This window comes from Pandoraea sp. CB10b_02 (genome assembly GCF_002216225.1).
Taxonomy (GTDB): domain Bacteria; phylum Pseudomonadota; class Gammaproteobacteria; order Burkholderiales; family Burkholderiaceae; genus Pandoraea; species Pandoraea nosoerga.
The window spans coordinates 335,802-354,837 of the sequence record NZ_NJGW02000001.1 but is presented as its reverse complement, the minus strand read 5'-3'; the positions used below and the strand labels follow the sequence as shown (position 1 = coordinate 354,837).

12 protein-coding genes are annotated in these 19,036 nt (G+C 66.5%); 9 read left to right on the top strand and 3 right to left on the bottom strand.

Annotated features, from left to right (window positions below; all coding sequences use genetic code 11):
* Nucleotides 1-104: 104 nt before the first annotated feature.
* From CDN36_RS01420 to CDN36_RS01395, 6 genes are all read left to right on the top strand, one after another.
* Nucleotides 105-1,187 carry an ABC transporter substrate-binding protein gene (locus CDN36_RS01420; RefSeq protein WP_150554490.1) on the top strand — a complete coding sequence of 361 codons (1,083 nt, stop codon included), beginning with the start codon at nt 105-107 and terminating at the stop codon, nt 1,185-1,187.
* A gap of 35 nt (nt 1,188-1,222) precedes the next feature.
* Nucleotides 1,223-2,317, top strand: a complete 1,095-nt coding sequence (locus CDN36_RS01415) for an ABC transporter ATP-binding protein (RefSeq protein ID WP_150554489.1) — start codon at nt 1,223-1,225, stop codon at nt 2,315-2,317.
* 59 nt (nt 2,318-2,376) lie between these two features.
* A complete protein-coding gene (locus CDN36_RS01410) occupies nt 2,377-4,134 on the top strand; it encodes an ABC transporter permease subunit (protein WP_150554488.1) in 1,758 nt (585 codons plus the stop codon).
* Nucleotides 4,135-4,205: 71 nt separating this feature from the next.
* Nucleotides 4,206-5,831: an AMP-binding protein gene (locus CDN36_RS01405; RefSeq protein ID WP_502920326.1), complete on the top strand. Its 1,626-nt coding sequence runs from the start codon at nt 4,206-4,208 to the stop codon at nt 5,829-5,831.
* 275 nt (nt 5,832-6,106) lie between these two features.
* Nucleotides 6,107-6,955: an IclR family transcriptional regulator gene (locus CDN36_RS01400; protein ID WP_150554486.1), complete on the top strand. Its 849-nt coding sequence runs from the start codon at nt 6,107-6,109 to the stop codon at nt 6,953-6,955.
* A gap of 403 nt (nt 6,956-7,358) precedes the next feature.
* Nucleotides 7,359-8,618, top strand: a complete 1,260-nt coding sequence (locus tag CDN36_RS01395; protein ID WP_287495820.1) for a GGDEF domain-containing protein — start codon at nt 7,359-7,361, stop codon at nt 8,616-8,618.
* Between the two features lie 25 nt (nt 8,619-8,643).
* On the opposite strand, the gene CDN36_RS01390 is transcribed toward CDN36_RS01395, so the two are convergent.
* Nucleotides 8,644-11,334: an autotransporter family protein gene (locus CDN36_RS01390; protein WP_287495819.1), complete on the bottom strand. Its 2,691-nt coding sequence runs from the start codon at nt 11,332-11,334 to the stop codon at nt 8,644-8,646.
* Nucleotides 11,335-11,587: 253 nt separating this feature from the next.
* On the opposite strand from CDN36_RS01390, the gene CDN36_RS01385 reads away from it, so the two are divergent.
* Nucleotides 11,588-11,989, top strand: coding sequence for a hypothetical protein (locus CDN36_RS01385; protein ID WP_287495859.1), 402 nt, complete (start codon nt 11,588-11,590; stop codon nt 11,987-11,989).
* A 73-nt stretch (nt 11,990-12,062) separates the two neighbouring features.
* On the opposite strand, the gene CDN36_RS01380 is transcribed toward CDN36_RS01385, so the two are convergent.
* Together CDN36_RS01380 and CDN36_RS01375 are read right to left on the bottom strand one after the other, a co-directional pair.
* Entirely contained in the window at nt 12,063-13,601 is a 1,539-nt protein-coding gene (locus CDN36_RS01380) for a DHA2 family efflux MFS transporter permease subunit (RefSeq protein WP_287495818.1), read from the bottom strand.
* Between the two features lie 136 nt (nt 13,602-13,737).
* Nucleotides 13,738-14,226 carry a MarR family winged helix-turn-helix transcriptional regulator gene (locus CDN36_RS01375; protein ID WP_150554482.1) on the bottom strand — a complete coding sequence of 163 codons (489 nt, stop codon included), beginning with the start codon at nt 14,224-14,226 and terminating at the stop codon, nt 13,738-13,740.
* Between the two features lie 371 nt (nt 14,227-14,597).
* Between CDN36_RS01375 and CDN36_RS01370 the strand changes: the two genes are divergently transcribed.
* Nucleotides 14,598-15,473 carry an N-acyl amino acid synthase FeeM domain-containing protein gene (locus tag CDN36_RS01370; RefSeq protein ID WP_287495817.1) on the top strand — a complete coding sequence of 292 codons (876 nt, stop codon included), beginning with the start codon at nt 14,598-14,600 and terminating at the stop codon, nt 15,471-15,473.
* A gap of 219 nt (nt 15,474-15,692) precedes the next feature.
* Entirely contained in the window at nt 15,693-18,710 is a 3,018-nt protein-coding gene (locus CDN36_RS01365; protein ID WP_287495816.1) for a putative bifunctional diguanylate cyclase/phosphodiesterase, read from the top strand.
* Nucleotides 18,711-19,036: the final 326 nt, after the last annotated feature.

Genomic DNA, 19,036 nt, shown 5'->3' with positions numbered 1-19,036 from the left:
AGCGGCGGCTCGCCGCGCATCCCGGCCGCCGAGCCGGCAACGCGCGGCGCTCACCATGACCGGGCACGCCTGTCGCGCCTGTCCACACGTTAGCGGAGTTACTCATGTCCTATTCGCACGACCCGCAAAATCCGTCCCGCCGTCGCCTGTTGCAGTTTGCCGGCGCCGCCGCGCTCGCCGGCGCGTTGCCGATGGCGACATCGCGCCTCGCGCATGCGCAGGCAAGACAGTTGATCGTCTCCGACCCCGGCGGTCCCTACACCGCAGCCTACCGCCGCGCGTTCTACGATCCGTTCGAGAAGGCCACCGGCATCAAGGTGGTGAGCGTGGCACGCGATTCGCAGCCGGTGGCGCAGTTCGCGGCCATGGTGCAGACGAAAAACTTCGTATGGGACGTGACCACGCTCACGCTCTCGGCCGACATTCCGTATCTCGAATCGAAGGGTTTCCTCGAGCCCGTCGGCATGAAGGCGGGCGACTTCCCCGGCATCATGCCCGAGGCGGTGACGGCCGACTGGCTCGGGGTGGACGTCTATTCGACCGTGCTGGCCTATCGCACCGACAAATTCCCGAAGGAAGCGCCGCAAACCTGGGCCGACTTCTGGGACGTGAAACGTTTCCCGGGTCGCCGCTCGCTGCGCCGCAGCCCGCTCGACACGCTCGAGCAGGCGCTGATGGCCGACGGTGTACCCATCGACAAGCTATATCCGCTCGATCTCGATCGCGCGTTCAAGTCGCTCGATCGCATCAAGCCGCACATCAATCTGTGGTGGACGTCGGGCGCGCAGGCCATGCAGGCAATCCAGAGCGGCGAGGTCGACATGATGTCGACGTGGAACGGCCGCGCCCAGGCGGCCATCGACAACAAGGCGCCGGTGAAGATCGTCTGGAACCAGGGCCTGTACTCGATCGAAGGCTGGGGCATTCCGAAGGGCACGCCGCGCGCCGAGTTCGCGCGTCAGTTCGTGCGCTTCTGCGGCGATCCGGCGCGGCAGGCGCTGATTACCCAGGACCTTGCGTATGGCCCGACCAACCTCAAGGCGTTCGACGCCATTCCGAAGGACCGTGCGCCGTTGCTGCCGACCGCGCCTGCGAACCTGAAGGGCATGCGTTTGCCGAGTCCGCAATGGTGGGCCGAGAACCGCACGAAGGCCACTGAGCGTTTCAACGCATGGCTTTTGTCGTAAGTCGTCGCGCGTCACCGGAGCAGGATGAGCAGAACATGAGTACCAAACTGGAAACCGTCGGTCTTGCCAAGACCTATCGCGAGACCCCCGCGCTTCTGCCGACCGATCTGCGGGTCGCGGCCGGAGAGTTTCTTACGCTGCTCGGGCCTTCCGGCTCGGGCAAGACCACGCTGTTGCAGATGATTTCGGGGCTGGTCGAGCCCAGCGCCGGGCAGTTGCTCATCGACGGGCGCGACGCCACGCACGACGCACCGGGCAAGCGGGGCATCGGGATGGTGTTCCAGAGCTATGCGCTCTTTCCGCACATGAGCGTTTGGGAGAACGTGGCGTATGGGCTGCGCATGCGAAAGCTGCCGCGCGCCGAACTCGCGCCGGCCGTCGACGCGGCGCTGGCAATGGTGAAGATGCAGGCGTTCGCGCAGCGACTGCCGTCCGAGCTCTCGGGCGGTCAGCAGCAACGCATCGCGCTGGCGCGCTGCTTCGCGTTCCGTCCGTCGATCATTCTGCTCGACGAGCCGCTCGGTGCGCTCGACAAAAAGCTGCGTGAGCACATGCAGCTCGAAATTCGCCGTCTGCATCAGGAACTGGGCGCAACGTTCATCTACGTCACGCACGACCAGGACGAGGCGCTCACGCTCTCCGACCGCATCTGTCTGATGAACCAGGCGCGCATCGAGCAGATCGGCACGCCGGCACAGCTCTACGACCGGCCGGCCACGCGCTTCGCCGCCGACTTCCTTGGACACTCGAACCTGCTCGACGGCGTAGTGGAACGAACGGCCGACGGCCGCGTGGCGTTGCGCGTAGGCAATCGCCTCGTCCCGGTCGGCCCGGGCGCGGACCTGCCGTCGGCGGGTGAGGCCAGCCTGCTGGTGCGGCCCGAGGCGGCGCGGCTGACCTCGCCGGAGGAAGGAGCACTCGCCGGCACCATCCGCGAAGTGGTCTTCCTCGGTTCGGACACACGCGCGATCGTCTCTCTCGGTGGGGACGCCTCGCCCCGCACCGATGACGCAGCGCACGGGGAGGGCGCGGCTTTCACGGTGCGCTGTCCGCGCGAGTTGAGCCCGCGTGTGGGCGATCGCGTGGGGCTCGCATGGGATCACGCGCGCGCCACGCTGCTCACGCGCTGAGATCCCGGCGCGTTGCCTCGCGGAAATTTGCCAAGTCGTTAGCTTCTGGAGTATTTGCCATGTGGCTTGTTCAACGCCTGCCTCAGGCGGGGGCCCGTTTTACCTGGCCAAAGCATCTGGCCCGGTGGTTGCCGGCCTTGCCCGCGTTGTTGTTTCTCGCGGTGTTTTTCATCGTGCCGGTCGTCGAAATCCTGCAAGGCGGGCTGTACGACGGCGACGGCGTGCTGTCGATGGCACAGTTCGCCCGGATGACGCACTCAGCCGTGTACGTGAAGGTGCTCGCGTCCACCTTCTGGATCGCGTTTCTCACCGCGGCGCTAAGCGTGCTGCTCGGCTATCCGGTGGCGTATCTGCTGGCGCGCCTGTCGGCACGTTCGCGCGAGCGCTGGCTGCTGTGGATCGTGCTGCCGTTCTGGACGAGCTATCTCGTCAAGACCTATGCCTGGATGCTGCTGCTCTCGAAGACCGGCCTGCTCACCGCCGTCGCCACGCATCTCGGCCTGCTCGATGGCGCGGGAACGCTCGCGCCATCGCTGACCGGCGTGCTGATCGGCATGGTCCACGCCATGCTGCCGCTCGCCGTCATGACGATGTTGCCGATCATGCGCGGCATCAACATGCAGCTCGTACAGGCGGCGCAGACGCTCGGCGCCGACCGCGCCACCGGCTTTTTCACCGTGTTCCTGCCGCTCTCCGGGCCGGGGGCGGCAGCGGCCGGGCTGCTGGTCTTCATCACGAGCCTGGGGTTCTTCATCGTGCCAGCGCTGCTCGGTTCGCCGCGTGAGTCGATGGTCGCACAGCTCGTCATTTCTTCCGTGCTCGAGCTGTTCGACCTACGATTCGCCGGGGCGCTCTCCACCGTGCTGCTGCTGTGCTCCATCGTCGTGTTCTTCGTCTACGACCGCGTGGTGGGGCTCTCGTCGCTTGCCGGCGAGGCGCCCGAGCGGCGCGGCGGCGGGCAGGGCGGCCGTCTCGTGCCGGTACTCATGGCGCTCGGGCGTCTGGCGGGCAAGCTCTCGTTCACGCATGGCCGGGCGCAGAGCACACATGGCGATGTCGGCCTGAAGGCATACACCTGGGTGATCGTGCTGGCATTGGTGTTGCCGATTGCCTTCGTGGTGCCGCTGGCCTTCACCCGGCAATCGTTCGTGGCGTTTCCGCCGCAACTGTTCACGCTGAAATGGTTCGTGGCGTTCCTCGAATCGAGCGTGTGGCAAGCCGCGCTGCTTCGCTCGCTCGGCGTGGGGTTTGCCACGGCCGCGCTCGCGCTCGTACTCGGCTTCGGGGCGAGTCTAGCGCTGGTGCGCCTACCGTCGCGCTGGCGCAAGCCGCTCTTCGCCGTCTTCATCGCGCCGCTCATCGTGCCGCGCATCGTGGTGGCCGTCGGACTGCTCTATCTGTTCGCCCGGTGGGAGCTGGCCGGCACCAATGCGGGCCTCGTCATCGGCCATACCGTGCTGGCGATTCCCTACGTGGTGGTCACGCTTTCGGCGAGCTTCAAGCGCTTCGACTGGCGACTCGACGATGCCGCCAAGATGCTCGGCGCCTCGGCCTTCACGCGGGTGCGCACCGTGCTGCTGCCGCTGCTCGCGGCGAGTCTCGGGTCGGCCTTTCTGTTCGCGTTCATCGTGTCGTTCGATGATCTGACCATCGCCATCTTCGTGTCCGGTGGCATCAACACCACGCTGCCCAAGCAGATGTGGGACGACATCCAACTGGCCGTCACGCCGACGCTTGCTGCCGTGGCGACGTCGCTGGTATTCCTGATGGCCTTCGTCGTCTGGCTGTCTTCGATCTTCAAACGCAAGAGCTATTGATATCCGCGGAATTCCGTATGTCCATGTCCAATGTTGCCCGGGTTGCGCCGACAGGCGCACAGACCGCCCCGATGCCGAACGCGGCGCAAACCGCCTCGCATCCTTACGCCTCACATCCTTATACCCGGTACTTTCCCCAGCGGACCGAGGGCGACCGGCTCGACGTCGTGCCGCTGCTCATGGCGGGTCTGCGCGGCACGTCGGCCAAACCGGTCGTCGTGTTCGAGGGCGAGGCGATCGACCGCGGCCAGATGGCCGCACGCGTGGGCGCCATGCAGGGATGGCTGGCGGCGCAAGGGCTCGTGCCCGGCGATCGCGTGGCCGTCATGCTCGGCAACAGCGCGGCCCAGGTGGCGCTCATCTATGCGCTGATGCTCTCGGGACTCGTGTGGGTGCCTGTCAACACGCGGCTCAAGGGCGACGGCATCGAGTATCTGCTCGGGCACGCCAAGCCGAAGCTGCTGATCGCCGAACCGGCATTCTCCGAGGTACTGGACGCCGGTGTGGCGCTGGCCACCCGGCAGCCGGGACATCACGGCCCGACGGTGGTGCGCCGCATGCTGTCCGAGGTCATGACCCAGGCCGGCGCCTTCGCGGGCGCCGTGCCGCGCGCGGCCGAGGTGACGCCCGCGTCCGTGCTGTGTGTCATCTACACGTCGGGCACGACCGGCGCCCCCAAGGGCGTGCTGTTCACGCACCGAATGATGCGCATTGCGAGCGAGGCGGCCTTGCAGGTGGCCAATGCGCGCGACGGCGACCGACTGTTCCTGTGGGAGCCGCTGTGCCATATCGGCGGGGCGCAAATGCTGCTGCTGCCGTTTCTCGCGGATGTCGAAATGCACGTCGTGGAGCGATTTTCCGCGAGTCGTTTCTGGCAGCAGTGCGAGGCGGCGCAAGCCACGCATCTGCACTATCTGGGCGGCATTCTCGACATCCTGATGCAACTGCCGCGCGAAGCACAGCCGGCGCGAAACAGCCTGCGCGTGGCGTGGGGGGCGGGGGTTTCGGCGAGCGCCTGGCGCGCCACGAGCGAGCGCCTGCAGTGCGCGTTGCGCGAGTGTTACGGCATGACCGAGTGTTCGAGTTTCGCGACGCTTAACGACGCCGACGTGCCGGGCTCCATCGGTCACCCGCTGCCGTGGCTGACGCTGGAATTGCTCGATGACGACGGCGCCCCGGTGGCCGACGGCGAACCGGGCGAGATCGTGTTGTCCAGCGAAGTGGAAGGGGTGTTCCTGCCGGGCTATCTCGACAATCCGGAGGCGACGGCCAAGGCGCTGCGCGATGGCAAGCTGTTCACGGGCGACAGTGCGCGGCGCAGCGCGGATGGGAGCCTGGTATTCATCGGCCGCCGCACCGACAGCATGCGCGTTCGCGGCGAGAACGTGTCCGCGTGGGAGATCGAGCGGGTGTTCGCGCGTCATCCGGCGGTGGCGGCGTGTGCGGCGATCGGTGTGGCAAGCGACATTGGCGAGCAGGACATCATGCTGTACGTGCAATTCCGCGAAGGGCAGGCGCTCGAGTGGGCGGCGTTGTCGGCATGGGCGGCGGACAAGCTCGCCAGCTATCAGCGGCCGCGCTACTATCGCGAGACGGCACGTTTCGAGACCACGCCGTCGGAGCGCATTCGAAAGCACTTGCTGTCGCGCGACACGACGCAGGCGTGGGATGCGGCCTCGGCAAAGTCACCAGAGTAACGCGCAAGGGAGGCCGGCCGGCGGGGCAGCGGGTGGCCCGCGCGAGGCCTCTTTTTTACAGCGAGCGGCGCGGCGCCCGAGCGGCGCGAAGGGGCGAAGGGGCGAAGTTGCGAAGGGGCGACCGCTCCGGCCAGGTGGGTGACAGGGCGGCGGCGCATGGCGGGGAAGACCCGAATGGCCTCGCGACGATGAGTCACTTCGATCTTATCGCATAAAGATAGATAGTTATGTTTATGAGATAATCCGGAACCGCCCGCCCCAATCTCATCCTTACTGTGGCCACCACCAAAACACCTCGCACCCGCGCCAAAGCGGCCGCCGTTGTCGACGTCCCGGCGGCGTCCGGTTCGCCTGCCGATTCCACGCTCTACGTTCAGTCCGTGGAAAAGGCGATGAAAGTGCTGACTGCGTTCGACGGCTCGAAGCGCCATCTTTCGCTCTCCGAAATCGCCGCCGCCACGGGCTTCGACATCAGCGCGGCGCAACGCTTTACCTTCACGCTGTCCGCGCTCGGCTATTTGCTCAAGGATCCCCAGAGCAAGAAATACGAACTCTCGCCCAAGCTGCTCGACTTCACCTATCACTACCTCGTCTCCAACGAGCTGGTGAGCCGCGCGGCCCCATATCTGCAGCAACTCGCGGCGGAAACGGAGGAGGCGACCAACCTCACCGTGCGTCTCGACACCGATATCGTGTTCGTGCTGCGTATCGTGAGCCGCAGCGTGTTCAATGCCAACGTCATCGTCGGCTCGCGCCTGCCGGCCTATTGCACGGCGCCGGGGCTGGCCATGCTGGCGACACTCGACGAAGAGGAGATCGACGATATCCTCGGGCGGACCCATCTCGTGCAGTTCACGCCCGCGACCGTGGCCCACCCGCGCAAAATCAAGGAGCGCCTCGCCAGGATTCGCAAGCAGGGCTATGCGCATACCGAGGACGAGTACTTCATGGGCGACATTTCCACCGCGGCGGCCGTCGTCAATCAGGACGGACGCGCCATCGGCGCCATCAACATTGCGGTGCCGCGTGTGCGCTGGAACGCCGGGCGCGACGAGCGACGCTTCGCCGATCTGGTCATCCAGACGGCCGGCGCGTTGTCCGCGCGGCGCCGTCAGGACATGTGAGGCACATCGGCAGCGTTGCGGGGTGTTTTCCGCTCGGAGCGTCTGCCGACCCCGGGGCGGCCGGTATTCTCATCGTGGCGTGCTAGAATCCCGCCGCATGGGTAGGGAGCAGGGTTGAATTCCGGGAACTCCAGCGGCGCGCAACGCCGCTCGCGACCAGCGAGCGGCAGGGAAGGCGCGGCGTCGGTCACGATGTGCTGGAGATTCCTCAGAGAAACCGATGGCCGGACCGGGGCGGCCACACGGTGCGCCGCCATCGGCGCGCAAGTCACTGCCAGACATTCCGACCCGCCTTGCCAAACCGCCGTCGTCTCGCGCAGGTTTTCCTTCCCCGTACTTCACATCGCGCATTGCGCATCGGGCCGCCGCGCCCGGGCGAGGGTATGCGCACGGGGGATGGAGCATGGCTCTTGGTTTGTCGCTACCGGCGCTGGACCTGCCGACATTGCAGTTCGTCACTTTCCTGTTGAGCATCGCGACAGGCATCCTGTTCATGCTCGACGCACTGCGTCGCGACGAGGCCGAGTCTCCGCGCTGGTGGAGCCTCGCTTTCCTGCTCGCGACATTTTCCCCCGTGCTCTATCTGCTTGCCGCGCGCAGCTCGCGGCTCGCGGTGCTGTATCCGCTCGGCAACGCGGTCGCGACGCTCGCGTTCGCCATGGTGTGGAGCGGCGCGCGCCGCTTCTACGCGCGCAGCGTGCAATGGGTGACCGTCTTTGGCGGCCCGGCGGTGCTGCTGTGGGGCACATGGCTGTTCGCCCGGCCGCTCGACGCCTGGAGCGGCGGCGTGCTGTTCTTCGCGCTGCTCGCGCTCTACAGCCTGATGGCGGCCAGGGAGTTCTGGCAGGCATCCGGACGACGCCTGCCGAGCAGCATCGTGCTGGCCGTGGTCGCCGTGCTGCATGGTGCGTTCTATACGGCGCGCGCGGTCGCGCTGGTCTGGCTCGGTCCGGCCGACCCCGTCTTTCTCGCGTGGTTCGGCCCCCAGGTCGCGACCACCGAAATGCTGGTGCTGATCGTGGTCGCCAGCTTTCTCATGGTCTCGCTCGGCAAGGAGCGCTCCGAGATCGCACTGCACCGCGCGGCCACCCGAGACGGGCTCACGCAGGCATACAACCGCCCGGAATTCACGCGTCTGGCGCGTGAGCAGATGCGCAGGCACAGTGCCGCGCGCTCGCCGGTCGCCTTGCTGCTGCTCGATCTGGATCACTTCAAGCGGATCAACGATACCTTCGGGCATCCGTTCGGCGACACGGTGCTGCTGCTGTTCGCGCGCACGGCCACCCAGCAATTGCGGGCGGACGACATCTTCGGGCGCTATGGCGGCGAGGAGTTCGCGCTCTTCTTGCCGGGCGTGGGCGCGGCCGAGGCGCAGACCATCGCGGAGCGCGTGCGCGAAGCGTTCGAGCGCGCGGCGCGTACCGTGCAGGGCGAGGCGGTGGGAGCGACGGTGAGCATCGGCATCGCATGCGACGAGCGTTCGCGTGGCGAGCTGGCGTCGCTCGTGCAGCGCGCCGACCGTGCGCTGTATCAGGCCAAGGCGGCCGGCCGCAATCGCTGCATGCGCTACACGCCGGAGACTGTCATGCCGCCGGGGACCGTCACGCCAATGCACGAGGCGGGCCCGGAGGCGTCGTCGCTGCGCACGGCCGCCCGCGGATGAGCCCGCGCCGTGCGAACCCGATGGCTTACCACGTCCAGCGCAGACCCAGGGTAGCCGAGACGCTTTGCTGGCGCGTGCTGTCGAGCTGCGTCAGATAAGCGAGGGTGGCGTAGACGCTCGCAGCACGATTAAAGCGTCCCGCCACGCCGATGCCGAATTGCGCGGCCGTACTGTTGGCACTGGTGACGACCGGCGTCGTGCCGCCGAAGACCACGCGCCCGTCGTTGCCGAAACGGTGCAGCAGGTTGAACAGCAGATACGGCCGCAACAATCCCCGATCTCCGTCGTAGTTTGCTTCGAGCCGGGCGCCCACGCGGGCGAGCCAGCTATTCGTGTTGGCGAACGAGACGGTCGAGACGTCGTCGCTCAGATCATTGAGCGACTGACGCTGCCAGATGAGTTGCGCCTGCGGCTCGAGCGAGAGCGTTGGCGTGAGTGCGATCGGCCAACCTGTCTCGAGCGACGCGGCCAGCCCCGTGCCATGCGTGCTGCGGTTCACGCCATTGACCGGCCTCGATTCGTATTGCAGGCTCGAGGCGAGGAAGACTGCATCGGTGTACGCGCCGCCCGGCATCACATGCGTCCAGTACAGCCCGCCGCTGTACATGTCTAGTCCGAGCGAGCCGGTGTGCATGTCTTTCGTGCCGAGCGCGAAGCCCTGCACGTCGCCCGACGCACGGGTCCATCCGCCGAGAATCCCGACGTGGTCGCTATGGCCGCCGTCCGTGCGGCGAGCGAAGAGGTCGTGGCCGAGTTGCACGCCGCCGATGTTGCCGTCGAACTGGGGGGAGACGTCGCCCTTCGCGCGCAGTTGTTCCGTCTGGCCCCAGACGCGGGCCCAGCCGCTGGTGAGCCACCCTTTTTCGGTAAGCAACCCTTGCTGGCCCTGCCGTTCGTGGAACGTGCCCATCTGCGCGAAGCCGGCCGCTCGCGCGACTTCGGGCATTTCCGAGTACACGGGAACGGCGACGCGATAGATCGGCGCCGGGGCCTCGCCCACGGCGGCCACGGCCGGACTGCCGCTGGCCGCCACTGGCGTGAGCACCGTGCTGACCGTCTGGCCGCTGGCCGGGTCGAGCACCGTGGCGGTAGTGGCCGCGGGGACGGTCGAGCGCAGGAACCAGCTCTGCGTGCTGTCGGGCGTCGTGCCGCCCTTGTATAGAAAGTACGAGTAGGCACCGGCGCTGACCGGCCCGCCCAGCGTGAGCGCAGACGCCGCCGACGTGGCGCCGCCGACGGCATTGACGACCGGAATGCCGTTGCCGGTGGTCAAGGCGCCGAGGCCGTTCAGGTTGTTCACCACGAGCGTTGTACTGCCGCCAATGGCGCCGCCGCTCACGGTAAGCGGAGCGACGCGCGAGGCATCGTTGCCGAGCGCCGTGTCGATGGCCAGCGTGCCGTTCTGGCCGGTGTAGCCGCCCGCAATGGTCAATGTCCCGTTGCCGGCGCCGTCCCCGGGGTGCACGGTGCCGGCGTTGGTCACGTTGCCTGCCAGCGTGCCCGTGCCGGTCAGCGTGGCGCCCGAGGCGACGGTGGTCGCCGCGCCGCCGAGTGTGCTGCGCAGGTCCAGCACGCCGCTCTGGAGCTGTGCCGTCGTGAAATTGCCGCTGCCGGTCCATGTCCAGTTGTCGCCCTGCGCGAGCAGCGTGCCGAAGTTCACGAAGGCGTTACTCGCCGTGCCGGTGCCATGCAGGATCAGGCGGCTCACGGCGCTCGCGCCGCCGTCGGCGGTGCCGATGATCTGCGAGCCGGTTTGCAGCGTGAGCGTGTTCGAGCGCGCCGCCGCATTCATGGCGATGGCCGTTCCCGCGTCGCTCTGAATGAGCCCCGCGTTCGTGATCGAGATGGTGCCGTTGACGGTTCGCACGCCAAAGCCCTGCCGGCTGATGATCTGCCCGCCTGCCTGGTTCACGATGGACGACGTGAAGCCTTGCGCGGTGTTCGACACCACGGCGTCGCTGCTCACGCCGCGCGCCTCGATGTACCCACTGTTGGTGAGCTGGTTGTTGTTGCCCTGCATGAACACGGTGAAGGAGCGGTTCGACGCCGTCCCGCCGGTCGTGACGAGGGTGCCGGAGTTTGTCACCGTGCTCTGCCCGCCGACCACGCTGATGGCGCGCGAACCCGAGCCGTTTGCCGTGATCGTGCCCGTGTTGGTGAACGCGCTGTTCAGCCCCAGCCCCGACGACTGTCCCCAGGCGGCGGTCATGCCGAAGGCGTTCGGTCCGCTGACGGTGATGGCGCCGTGGTTGACGAGCGTGCCGCCGTTGCCGTTGCTCGCCATGCCGTCGTTCGAGGCGCCCGTCGTGGTGATGACCCCTGTCGAAGTGTTGACGAGCGTGTTCCCGTCGTTCGCGCCGAGCATGGCGGCGCCGCGGCCGCTGGCGCTCGTGCCGGTGAGGTCGATGGCACCCGCATTCGTGATCGTGCTCGCCGTGTCCACCGAGATAGTGGCCGCATTGGGCGAACTGCGCGTCGAGGAGACGGTGGCCCCTGGCGCGACGTTGACGGTCACGCCCGTGCTGCCGGCTTGCGCTGCGACGGCGCCGTCGGTGCCGGTGCAGGTCACGGTCGTGCCGCTCGCGGGCGCCGTGTTGTCGCAGGCGGCCCGTGCTTGACCGATCACGCAAAGCGAAAGCGCCACGATCAGCGGCTTGAGGGGCAATGAACAGCGTAGCGATTCGGCCTGCTCAACATCGACGCGCGAAGTCTGCATGTTGGACTCCCAGAGAATTTGGGGGGCGTTTGCGGTTCGCCGGGTGCATCCGAGTGCGTCAAAAATAATGGTTTTGCCGAAATCTTTCAAATCCTTACGTTGCAGGCCCGACACGCGTGCGCCAGACGCCGGCCGATTGAAACATCGGGACACTCCCGGCGCCATACCGGAATTGCCCGGCCGACATTGCGCCCATAGAATGGCGTCGTCGACTTCAGTCGCCGCGCTCCTGACATCCGAACCCTTCGCGCCGATGCCTGCCGCCATTCGTAATTCGCTTCTCTGGATCTTCGATGCGTTCGAGCGCAACGAGACGTACATTCACAAGCGGATGTTCGGCGCCGACGCGGCGTACCTGAACGGCTTGCAGTGCCTCGCCGTGATTGACAAGGATGCGCCGTGGGACGGCCTGCTCGTATGCACGTCTCACGTGCATCATGCGGCGCTGATCCGGGAGATGCCGGCGCTGCGTGTGCATCCGGTATTGGGGAAGTGGCTGTACGTGCCGCAGTCGGATCCGTCTTTCGAGGCGGTCGCACAGCGCGCCGTGGCGCTGGTCCTGGCGGGCGACCCGCGCATCGGGATCGAGCCGCGCCCGCGCGGACCCCGCCGGCCGCGCAAGTCCGGCCCGCCGCGCTCGCGTGGCCCGGCATGAGACGATTGGCATGCGCTGACGGCGGCCTCGCCCGCCCATGCCGCAGGCCGCCGGTCCGAACCCGGACGGCGAATCAGTCGGCCGCCACGTGCACCATTTCGTCGACTTCGCCGGGCGCTTTCTTTTTCAAGCGAATGAAGAGCAGCAGCGGCATGACGAGGACCGTGAGCCCCATCATCAGGCGGAAGTCGTCCAGATAGGCGATCATCGCCGCCTGCCGGGTGACTTCGGCGTTGATCGCGGCGATCGCGGCCGAGCCATATGTCTGTGCGTAGCTCTCCAGCCCCTGGGTGAACGGCGTGATGTGCTCCGAGAGCTGCGCGTGATTGACCTGCGTGTTTTGCGTGAGCAGCGTCTGCACGACCGAAATGCCGATGCTGCTGCCAATGTTGCGCGACAGGCTGTAGATTGCCGCCCCGTCCGCGCGCAGCGTGCCGGGCAGTGTCGCGAACGTCACCGTGGTGAGCGGCACGAAGACGAAGCCCAGTCCGAAGCCCTGGATCACGCCAGGCCAGACGATGTCCGACGGGCTCAGCGTCAACGAGTAGCCAGCCATCAGATAGAGCGAGTACGCGGTCAACGCGAAGCCGAAGCCGAGCAGATAGCGCACGTCGACCCTGCCCACGAGGCGCCCCACGACCAGCATCGCCGCCATCGTTCCCGCGCCCGAAGGCGCTGTCACGAGGCCCGTCAGGATCGCGGGATAGCCGAACAGGCTTTGAAGCATGGGAGGGAGCAGGGCGCGCGTGGCATACAGGATGATGCCGACCACGAAGATGTAGACCACGCCCGTGTTGAAGTTTCGGTCCCGTAGCAGGGCGCGATTGAAGAACGAGTGCTCGCCGGCCGTCCACGTATGGACCACGAAATAGGCGAAGCAGACGATGGCTCCGAGCATTTCCAGCCAGATTTCCGTCGAGTTCAGCCAGTCCTGCTGCTCGCCGCGATCGAGCAGCAACTGCAGCAGGCCGATGGCGAGGCTTAGCGTAACGAACCCGAGCGTGTCGAATTTGCCCGCTTTTTGCTCGGGCGGCTCCTTCAGGTAGGCGGCAATTCCGAGGAACGCGATGAGCCCGATCGGCAGGTTGATGTAGAAGACCCAACGCCAGTTGTAGCTGTCCGTGAGCCAGCCGCCGAGCGACGGGCCGAGAATCGGGCCAACCATCACGCCCATGCCGAACACCGCCATTGCCGAGCCGTGCTTGTGCGGTGGATTGATGTCGAGCATCGTCGCCTGCGAGAGCGGCACGAGGGCGGCGCCGCAAATGCCTTGCAGCAGCCGGGCCGCGACGATCTCCGAGAGCGACTGCGCCATGCCGCACAGCGCCGAGGCGATGGTGAAGCCGGCGACCGACCACAGGAATACGCGCCGCCGTCCAAAGCGCGCGCACAGGGTGCCGGTGAGCGGGGTGGCAATGGCCGCGGCCACGATATAGGACGTCAGCACCCAGGTAATCGAGTCCTGCGAGGCCGACAGGCTGCCCTGCATGTGCGGCAGCGCAACGTTGGCGATGGTGCTGTCGAGCGTCTGAAGCACGGTCGCCAGCATGACGGATACGCTGACGAGCGCCCGATGCCTGCCCGGATCGTCAGTGGTTTGTGGGGATGACACGGCGAATCCTCTGGTGGTCCTTGCGTTTGTCGTTGTCGTTGTCGTGGTCGCTGCCGTTGTTTTTGCGCGCGCCCGGCGGCCATGCCGTTGGCGCACGTGGTGCGCAGGCGCCGTCCGTCGTCTCCTCGCGATGGCCTTATTCCGGATCGGTCTGCCCGAGACGCCGCTCAGGCGCGGGGCATTCGGCCTCGGCGCGCGTGAGATTCGCGAGCACCTTGCCCAGCAGGCGGGTGAGCTCGGCGCGCTCGGCAGGCGTGAGGTCCTGCAGCGCCTCGCGCTCCGTGACGTTGGCAAAGGCGACGATCGTGTCGATCTTGGCCTCGGAGGCGTCTGTCAGATACAGCAGATGGGCGCGCTTGTCCTTCGGATCGCGCTCGCGGCGCACCAGCCCCTTTTCGCGCAGCCGGTCCAGCAGTCTGACGAGCGCCATCGGCGTCAACTCCATGCGTTCGGCCAGTTCGGCCTGCGTCTGAACCCCGTAGCGGTGCAGCATGACCAGCACGCGCGACTGGGCGCGCGTGAGATCGAAGTTGCCGCGGGCACGCCGGTCGAACAGCCGCGAATGAACGCGTGCCACGTCGTGCACCAGCGTGCCGAAACGGGATGACCAATCGATTTTCGGCATGTCGGTTCGTGCCGGGGCCGGGACAAAGCTGGAGAAAGCAGGAACAAACACCCTTGGGCCGGCAAATTAGTAAACAGGTTTATTATTTTGCCAGAGTCTTTCTTCGAACGGCAACTGTGGCAAATAGGTGACACCGGGCGACCGGCGACCGGGCAAAAACGCGGTTTTATCCGGCGCGACGGGCGTTTCCCGGCGGTTGGCGGGGCGAATCGAAAGACGGGCGAGCGAAGATCACGGAAGTGTGAAAAAGCCAGCAAAAATAAGCACTTGACACATTGCCCCGGCGGATCAAGAAAGGAATGGTGCGACGCATCGGCGAGACAGCCCGCGCGTGGCACCAGCCTCTTTTTTGACTCTAAGGAGTGTCAATCATGTTTGATCTTTCACAAGCTTCGGATGTGTTGTCGATGACAGAAGCGGACCGCTCGCACGGTCAACCTCACCGCACGTCCCCTTCGGCAGCAGTCGGTGTGGCCGCGCTGTGCGCAGCGCTGCCGACGGCGGGCATGCGTGAAGAGCGTTTGCCGTTCGTGATCACGATTGCCGGCGATGAGGCCGCGCTGCGCGACGCTGCGGCGATGCGCAGCGCGGCGTATGGCCGCCATCTGCCCGAACTCGCGGCCACGCTGAGCGAGCCCGAGCCGAGCGATCGGGAGCCGGGCGCTGTCGTATTGGTGGCGCGCGCGCGTCTGGACGGGGCGGTGATCGGCACCATGCGCATTCAGACGAACCGTTATCAGCCGCTGCATCTGGAAGCTTCCGCGCCGTTGCCCGACTGGCTCGACAGCGCGGCACTGGCCGAGGCCACGCGCCTGGGCGTGGCCGCCGGGGCCGTGGGGCGTGTGGTCAAGACCGCGCTCTTCAAGGCGTTCTATCAATATTGCCTGCTCAGCGGCATCGACTGGATGGTGATTACGGCGCGTCCGCCGCTGCACCGGCAGTACGAAGCGTTGATGTTCGTCGACGTGTTTCCGTCGCAGGCGCTCATTCCGATGGCGCACGTGGGTGGCATTGGGCACCGCGTGCTGGCGCTCGACGTCGCGCAGGCGCGTTCGCGTTGGCAGGCCGCGGGGCACCCGCTCTTCGACTACATGTGCCTCACGCATCACCCGGACCTGCGCCTGGGAGCACCGCTTGCGGAACCGTCGGCCCCGGTCGAATCCAGTGTTGGCGCGCGTTTGCGGGATTTATCTTTTGGTGCCGACGCGGTAGGATGCGTAGCATCGGGCTACAGCCTGGCGGTGTGATGCCGTTATTGGAAATAACGTTATCCCGTCGTGCGCAGGGTTGGGTGGTTGCAGCGACGGCGGTAGCGAGCAAGACGGGAGAGAAATACCTGCCCGTGTCCGCCGGGTCGACCGGCGGCACGGGACGGGGCCCTCCCGGCCGGCAAGGCGGGCAAGGACCGCCGCCTTGCCCGGCGACAAACGCGGGGGCGACCAACGAGACAAGGGCAGACGAGTCATATGGCGGGGGAACTCGGCAACGAGCGTGACCATCACGGCCGCAATTCGAACGATTTCACCGACGAGTTGGCAGAACTCTCCGGTTCGCGCAGGCGTTGGCGCGTCACCACGAGGCTCGACGAACTTTTTCGCAGCATCTCCCTGTACGCCGTGCCTGCAGCCATCATGCTGCTCTCGGGTATCGTGCTGCTGTTCCAGGAAAGCCAGTTCACCGTGCGCGGCGCCACGCCGCTTACCTTCCAGGCGCAAAACGATTTGCCCACGACGTTCGGCCCCGCGATGGTGTCGAACTCGCTCGAACGCGCACCCGCCGTCTCGCAATTCAGCACACAGCTCTCCGAAGCGCCTGTGTGGTTCCGGGTGAACGTGCTGCCGGTGGGCGGCGATCAGCACACGGTCATCGAATTCCCTTCGCGCCATGCGCAGACGCTGGCCTGCTGGCGTGATCCCGAGGCGCCGGCCATCGGGCGCGCCGATCGCGCCGCCGTGAGCGGCGCGATTCGCGTCTCCAAGGCCGGCTTTGCCATCGATCTCGGCCACCTCACGGCGCCCGTCGGCCTGCTTTGCCAGGGCACGTTCTTCGGGCCGGCGCATCTGACCCTCGTGGCGTGGCCTGCCGCGCAATTGCGAGTCTCCGAAACCGAATTCCAGCGCAGCAACGGGTTGCTCGAAGGCGGCTTGCTCACGCTCTCGGCGTTCGTGCTCGTGACGGCCATCATCAACAAGGAATGGCTGTACGTGCTGTTCGCCGCCTGGCTCATCGGTAACCTGCGCCTCGCGGCGAACTCGCTCGGCGCCGATACGCAGTGGCTCGAGCGCACCATCCCGACCGACTGGGACGCGCTCGTGCGCAAGGCGACGTTCGCCGTCTACTACGTGCTGACATATTCGCTCTTCACGCAGCTCTTCAAGCGCGAGCTGCGTCGCATCGGGCTGCGCTGGATGGTGATGGTGCTGCAGTGGGCCGGCGTGGTGCTGTGCTGCGCGGCGATTGCGCTGCCGTATGCGCATTTCATCCCGGTGCTGTGGAGCGTGGCCGCGCTGGGCATTGTCATCGTACTGATTCTGCTCGCGCGCATTCTCGTGATCACCCGTTCGCGCGTGGCGGTGTGGTACAGCGCGTCGCTCGCCATCGTGCTGTTCGCCACGTTCTCCGAGGTGATCGCCGCGGCGTTCAACGCACGCGCGCTATCCTCGGCGCTCAACAGCGTGACCGCGGCATTGTTCTCGAGCCTGATGGCGGCGCTGGCGATCGCCGAGCAGATGCGCGCCGAGCATCAGGGCAAGCTCGAGGCCCAGGCCGAGCTGCGTAACGCTTACGACGTGACGCCGGTCGGGCTCTTCACGCTCAACGACCAGGGGGTGTTCGTGCGCGGCAACGCGGCGCTGCACACCATGCTGGGCATTCCCAATATCGAGGCCCGCACGTACCGCTGGGACCAGTTCTTCGGCCAGAGCACATGGCGCATGCTGCTCGACGTTGCCCAGCACAGCGACGAGTCGGAGTTGGAAATTCTCTCGTTGCCGCGCGACGACGGACGCACGAGCCGCTATCTCGTCAAGGCGATCTTCGCGGACGGGCGCATCGAGGGCTCGCTGCAGGACATTACCGAGCGCGCCCGCACGATGGAACAATTGCGCTACCTCGCGGAAAACGATCCGCTTACCGGCGTATCGAACCGGCGCGGTATCGAGAAGGCGCTCGGCGAGGCGATTCGCACGTTGTCCGACGCACGTCCCGCCGCGCTGGCCTACCTCGATCTGGACCGCTTCAAGCTCGTCAACGACCTGTTCGGCCACGCCGCGGGCGACGAGGTGCTGCGCCAGGCGTGCGACCGCATGCGTGCAAGGCTGTCCGCCGACCAGAGCGTAGGGCGCACGGGCGGCGACGAGTTCATCGTCGTCTTCCGGGACGCCACGATCAAGGAGGCGGCCGCGATCGCGCGCCGGCTCGTCGACGCCATCGCCGGCGAGCCGTACCAGATCGGCGAGCGGGCGTTCCAGGTGCGGGCGTCGGCCGGGGTGATCGAGCTCACGACCGACATGCGCGTGCCCGACGCCATCTCGTCGGCCGATCGTGCGTGCCGCGAAGCCAAGAAGAGCCGGCGCGACCTGGTCGTCTACGAGCGCGGGGCGGCCGCGTTCCGCGAGCGGCTCGCCGAGCTTCGGCTCATCGACGCGCTCGACGCCGGCCTTGCGCCCAATACGCTTTTTCTCGAGATGCAGCCGATCATGGAGATGGCCTCGCCGGGCGAGTCGCTCAACTTCGAGGTGCTGCTGCGCATGCGCGACTCGGACGGCAACATCGTGCCCGCTTCACGCATCATCAGCGCGGCCGAGGAGAACGGCAGCATCGGCATGATCGACAAATGGGTGCTGACGAACACGCTGGCGTGGATCGACGCGCACCGCGATCGGCTCGCGAAGACGCAGTTCGTCTGCGTGAACCTCTCGGGCGCGTCGCTCAACGACGAGCATTTCGTGCGCGACATCTTCGCCACGCTGGCCGCGCACGAACGCTCGGTCGAGCTGCTGTGCATCGAGATCACCGAAACCGTGGCGCTGCACGATCTGGACAACACGCGGCGTTTCGTCGATCGTATTCATCAGTTGGGCGGGCGGATCGCGCTCGACGACTTCGGGGCCGGTTTCAGCTCGTTCTCCTATCTGAAGGACCTGGCGGTCGACGCCATCAAGATCGATGGCGCCTTCGTGAAGAGCATGGCGGCGCACCCGGCCAATCTGGCCATCGTCGAGGCGATCGTCGCGCTCGCCAAGAATCTGGGCATTCGCAGCGTGGCCGAATGGGTGGAGGACGCCGCCACGCTCGAAGCGCTCTCCGAGCTCGGCGTGGACTACGTCCAGGGCTTTCTCATCGCGCGACCGCAGACGCCGGAGGCGATTCTCACTGCCGATTCGGCCGCCAGCTTCGTGCGCGACCCGGCACTCGCGTCGCTGCTCGTGCAGCTCGGTCAGGCGTTCTATCCGCGGGCGGGGGGCAGGGCGGCCCTGCATTGAGGGGAGCCGGCGCCCGGCGCACTCCGCCGCCATGCTCGGGAATGCGCAACGTTCGGCTGCATTGTCCGCATTTTTCGCAATGCTCTCTTTCTCGATGTCCGGCCGCCACTATCGATTCTGACGGGTGCAATGCCCGCAAAGCCCCGCGAATGGGGCTTTTTCATGTCAAGCCCCATGTCCTGCCCCGACATCGGAGCGTAACCTGACGTAAGATTTCCATTTGGAATAAATCTTGTCCCTCGGCATGCCAAGGGGCAGAATCTGACCATCGACGTGATGGGGCCATGTCCCCATGCGCCGTGGGCTGCAGCCGGGTTCAGGGGGAA

Bases quoted from the DNA above. Each gene is read 5' to 3' on its own strand.
- CDN36_RS01420 (WP_150554490.1), top strand. From the start codon at position 105: ATGTCCTATTCGCACGACCCGCAAAATCCGTCCCGCCGTCGCCTGTTG.
- CDN36_RS01415 (WP_150554489.1), top strand. From the start codon at position 1,223: ATGAGTACCAAACTGGAAACCGTCGGTCTTGCCAAGACCTATCGCGAG.
- CDN36_RS01410 (WP_150554488.1), top strand. From the start codon at position 2,377: ATGTGGCTTGTTCAACGCCTGCCTCAGGCGGGGGCCCGTTTTACCTGG.
- CDN36_RS01405 (WP_502920326.1), top strand. From the start codon at position 4,206: ATGCCGAACGCGGCGCAAACCGCCTCGCATCCTTACGCCTCACATCCT.
- CDN36_RS01395 (WP_287495820.1), top strand. From the start codon at position 7,359: ATGGCTCTTGGTTTGTCGCTACCGGCGCTGGACCTGCCGACATTGCAG.
- CDN36_RS01390 (WP_287495819.1), bottom strand. From the start codon at position 11,334: ATGCAGACTTCGCGCGTCGATGTTGAGCAGGCCGAATCGCTACGCTGT.
- CDN36_RS01385 (WP_287495859.1), top strand. From the start codon at position 11,588: ATGCCTGCCGCCATTCGTAATTCGCTTCTCTGGATCTTCGATGCGTTC.
- CDN36_RS01375 (WP_150554482.1), bottom strand. From the start codon at position 14,226: ATGCCGAAAATCGATTGGTCATCCCGTTTCGGCACGCTGGTGCACGAC.
- CDN36_RS01370 (WP_287495817.1), top strand. From the start codon at position 14,598: ATGTTTGATCTTTCACAAGCTTCGGATGTGTTGTCGATGACAGAAGCG.
- CDN36_RS01365 (WP_287495816.1), top strand. From the start codon at position 15,693: ATGGCGGGGGAACTCGGCAACGAGCGTGACCATCACGGCCGCAATTCG.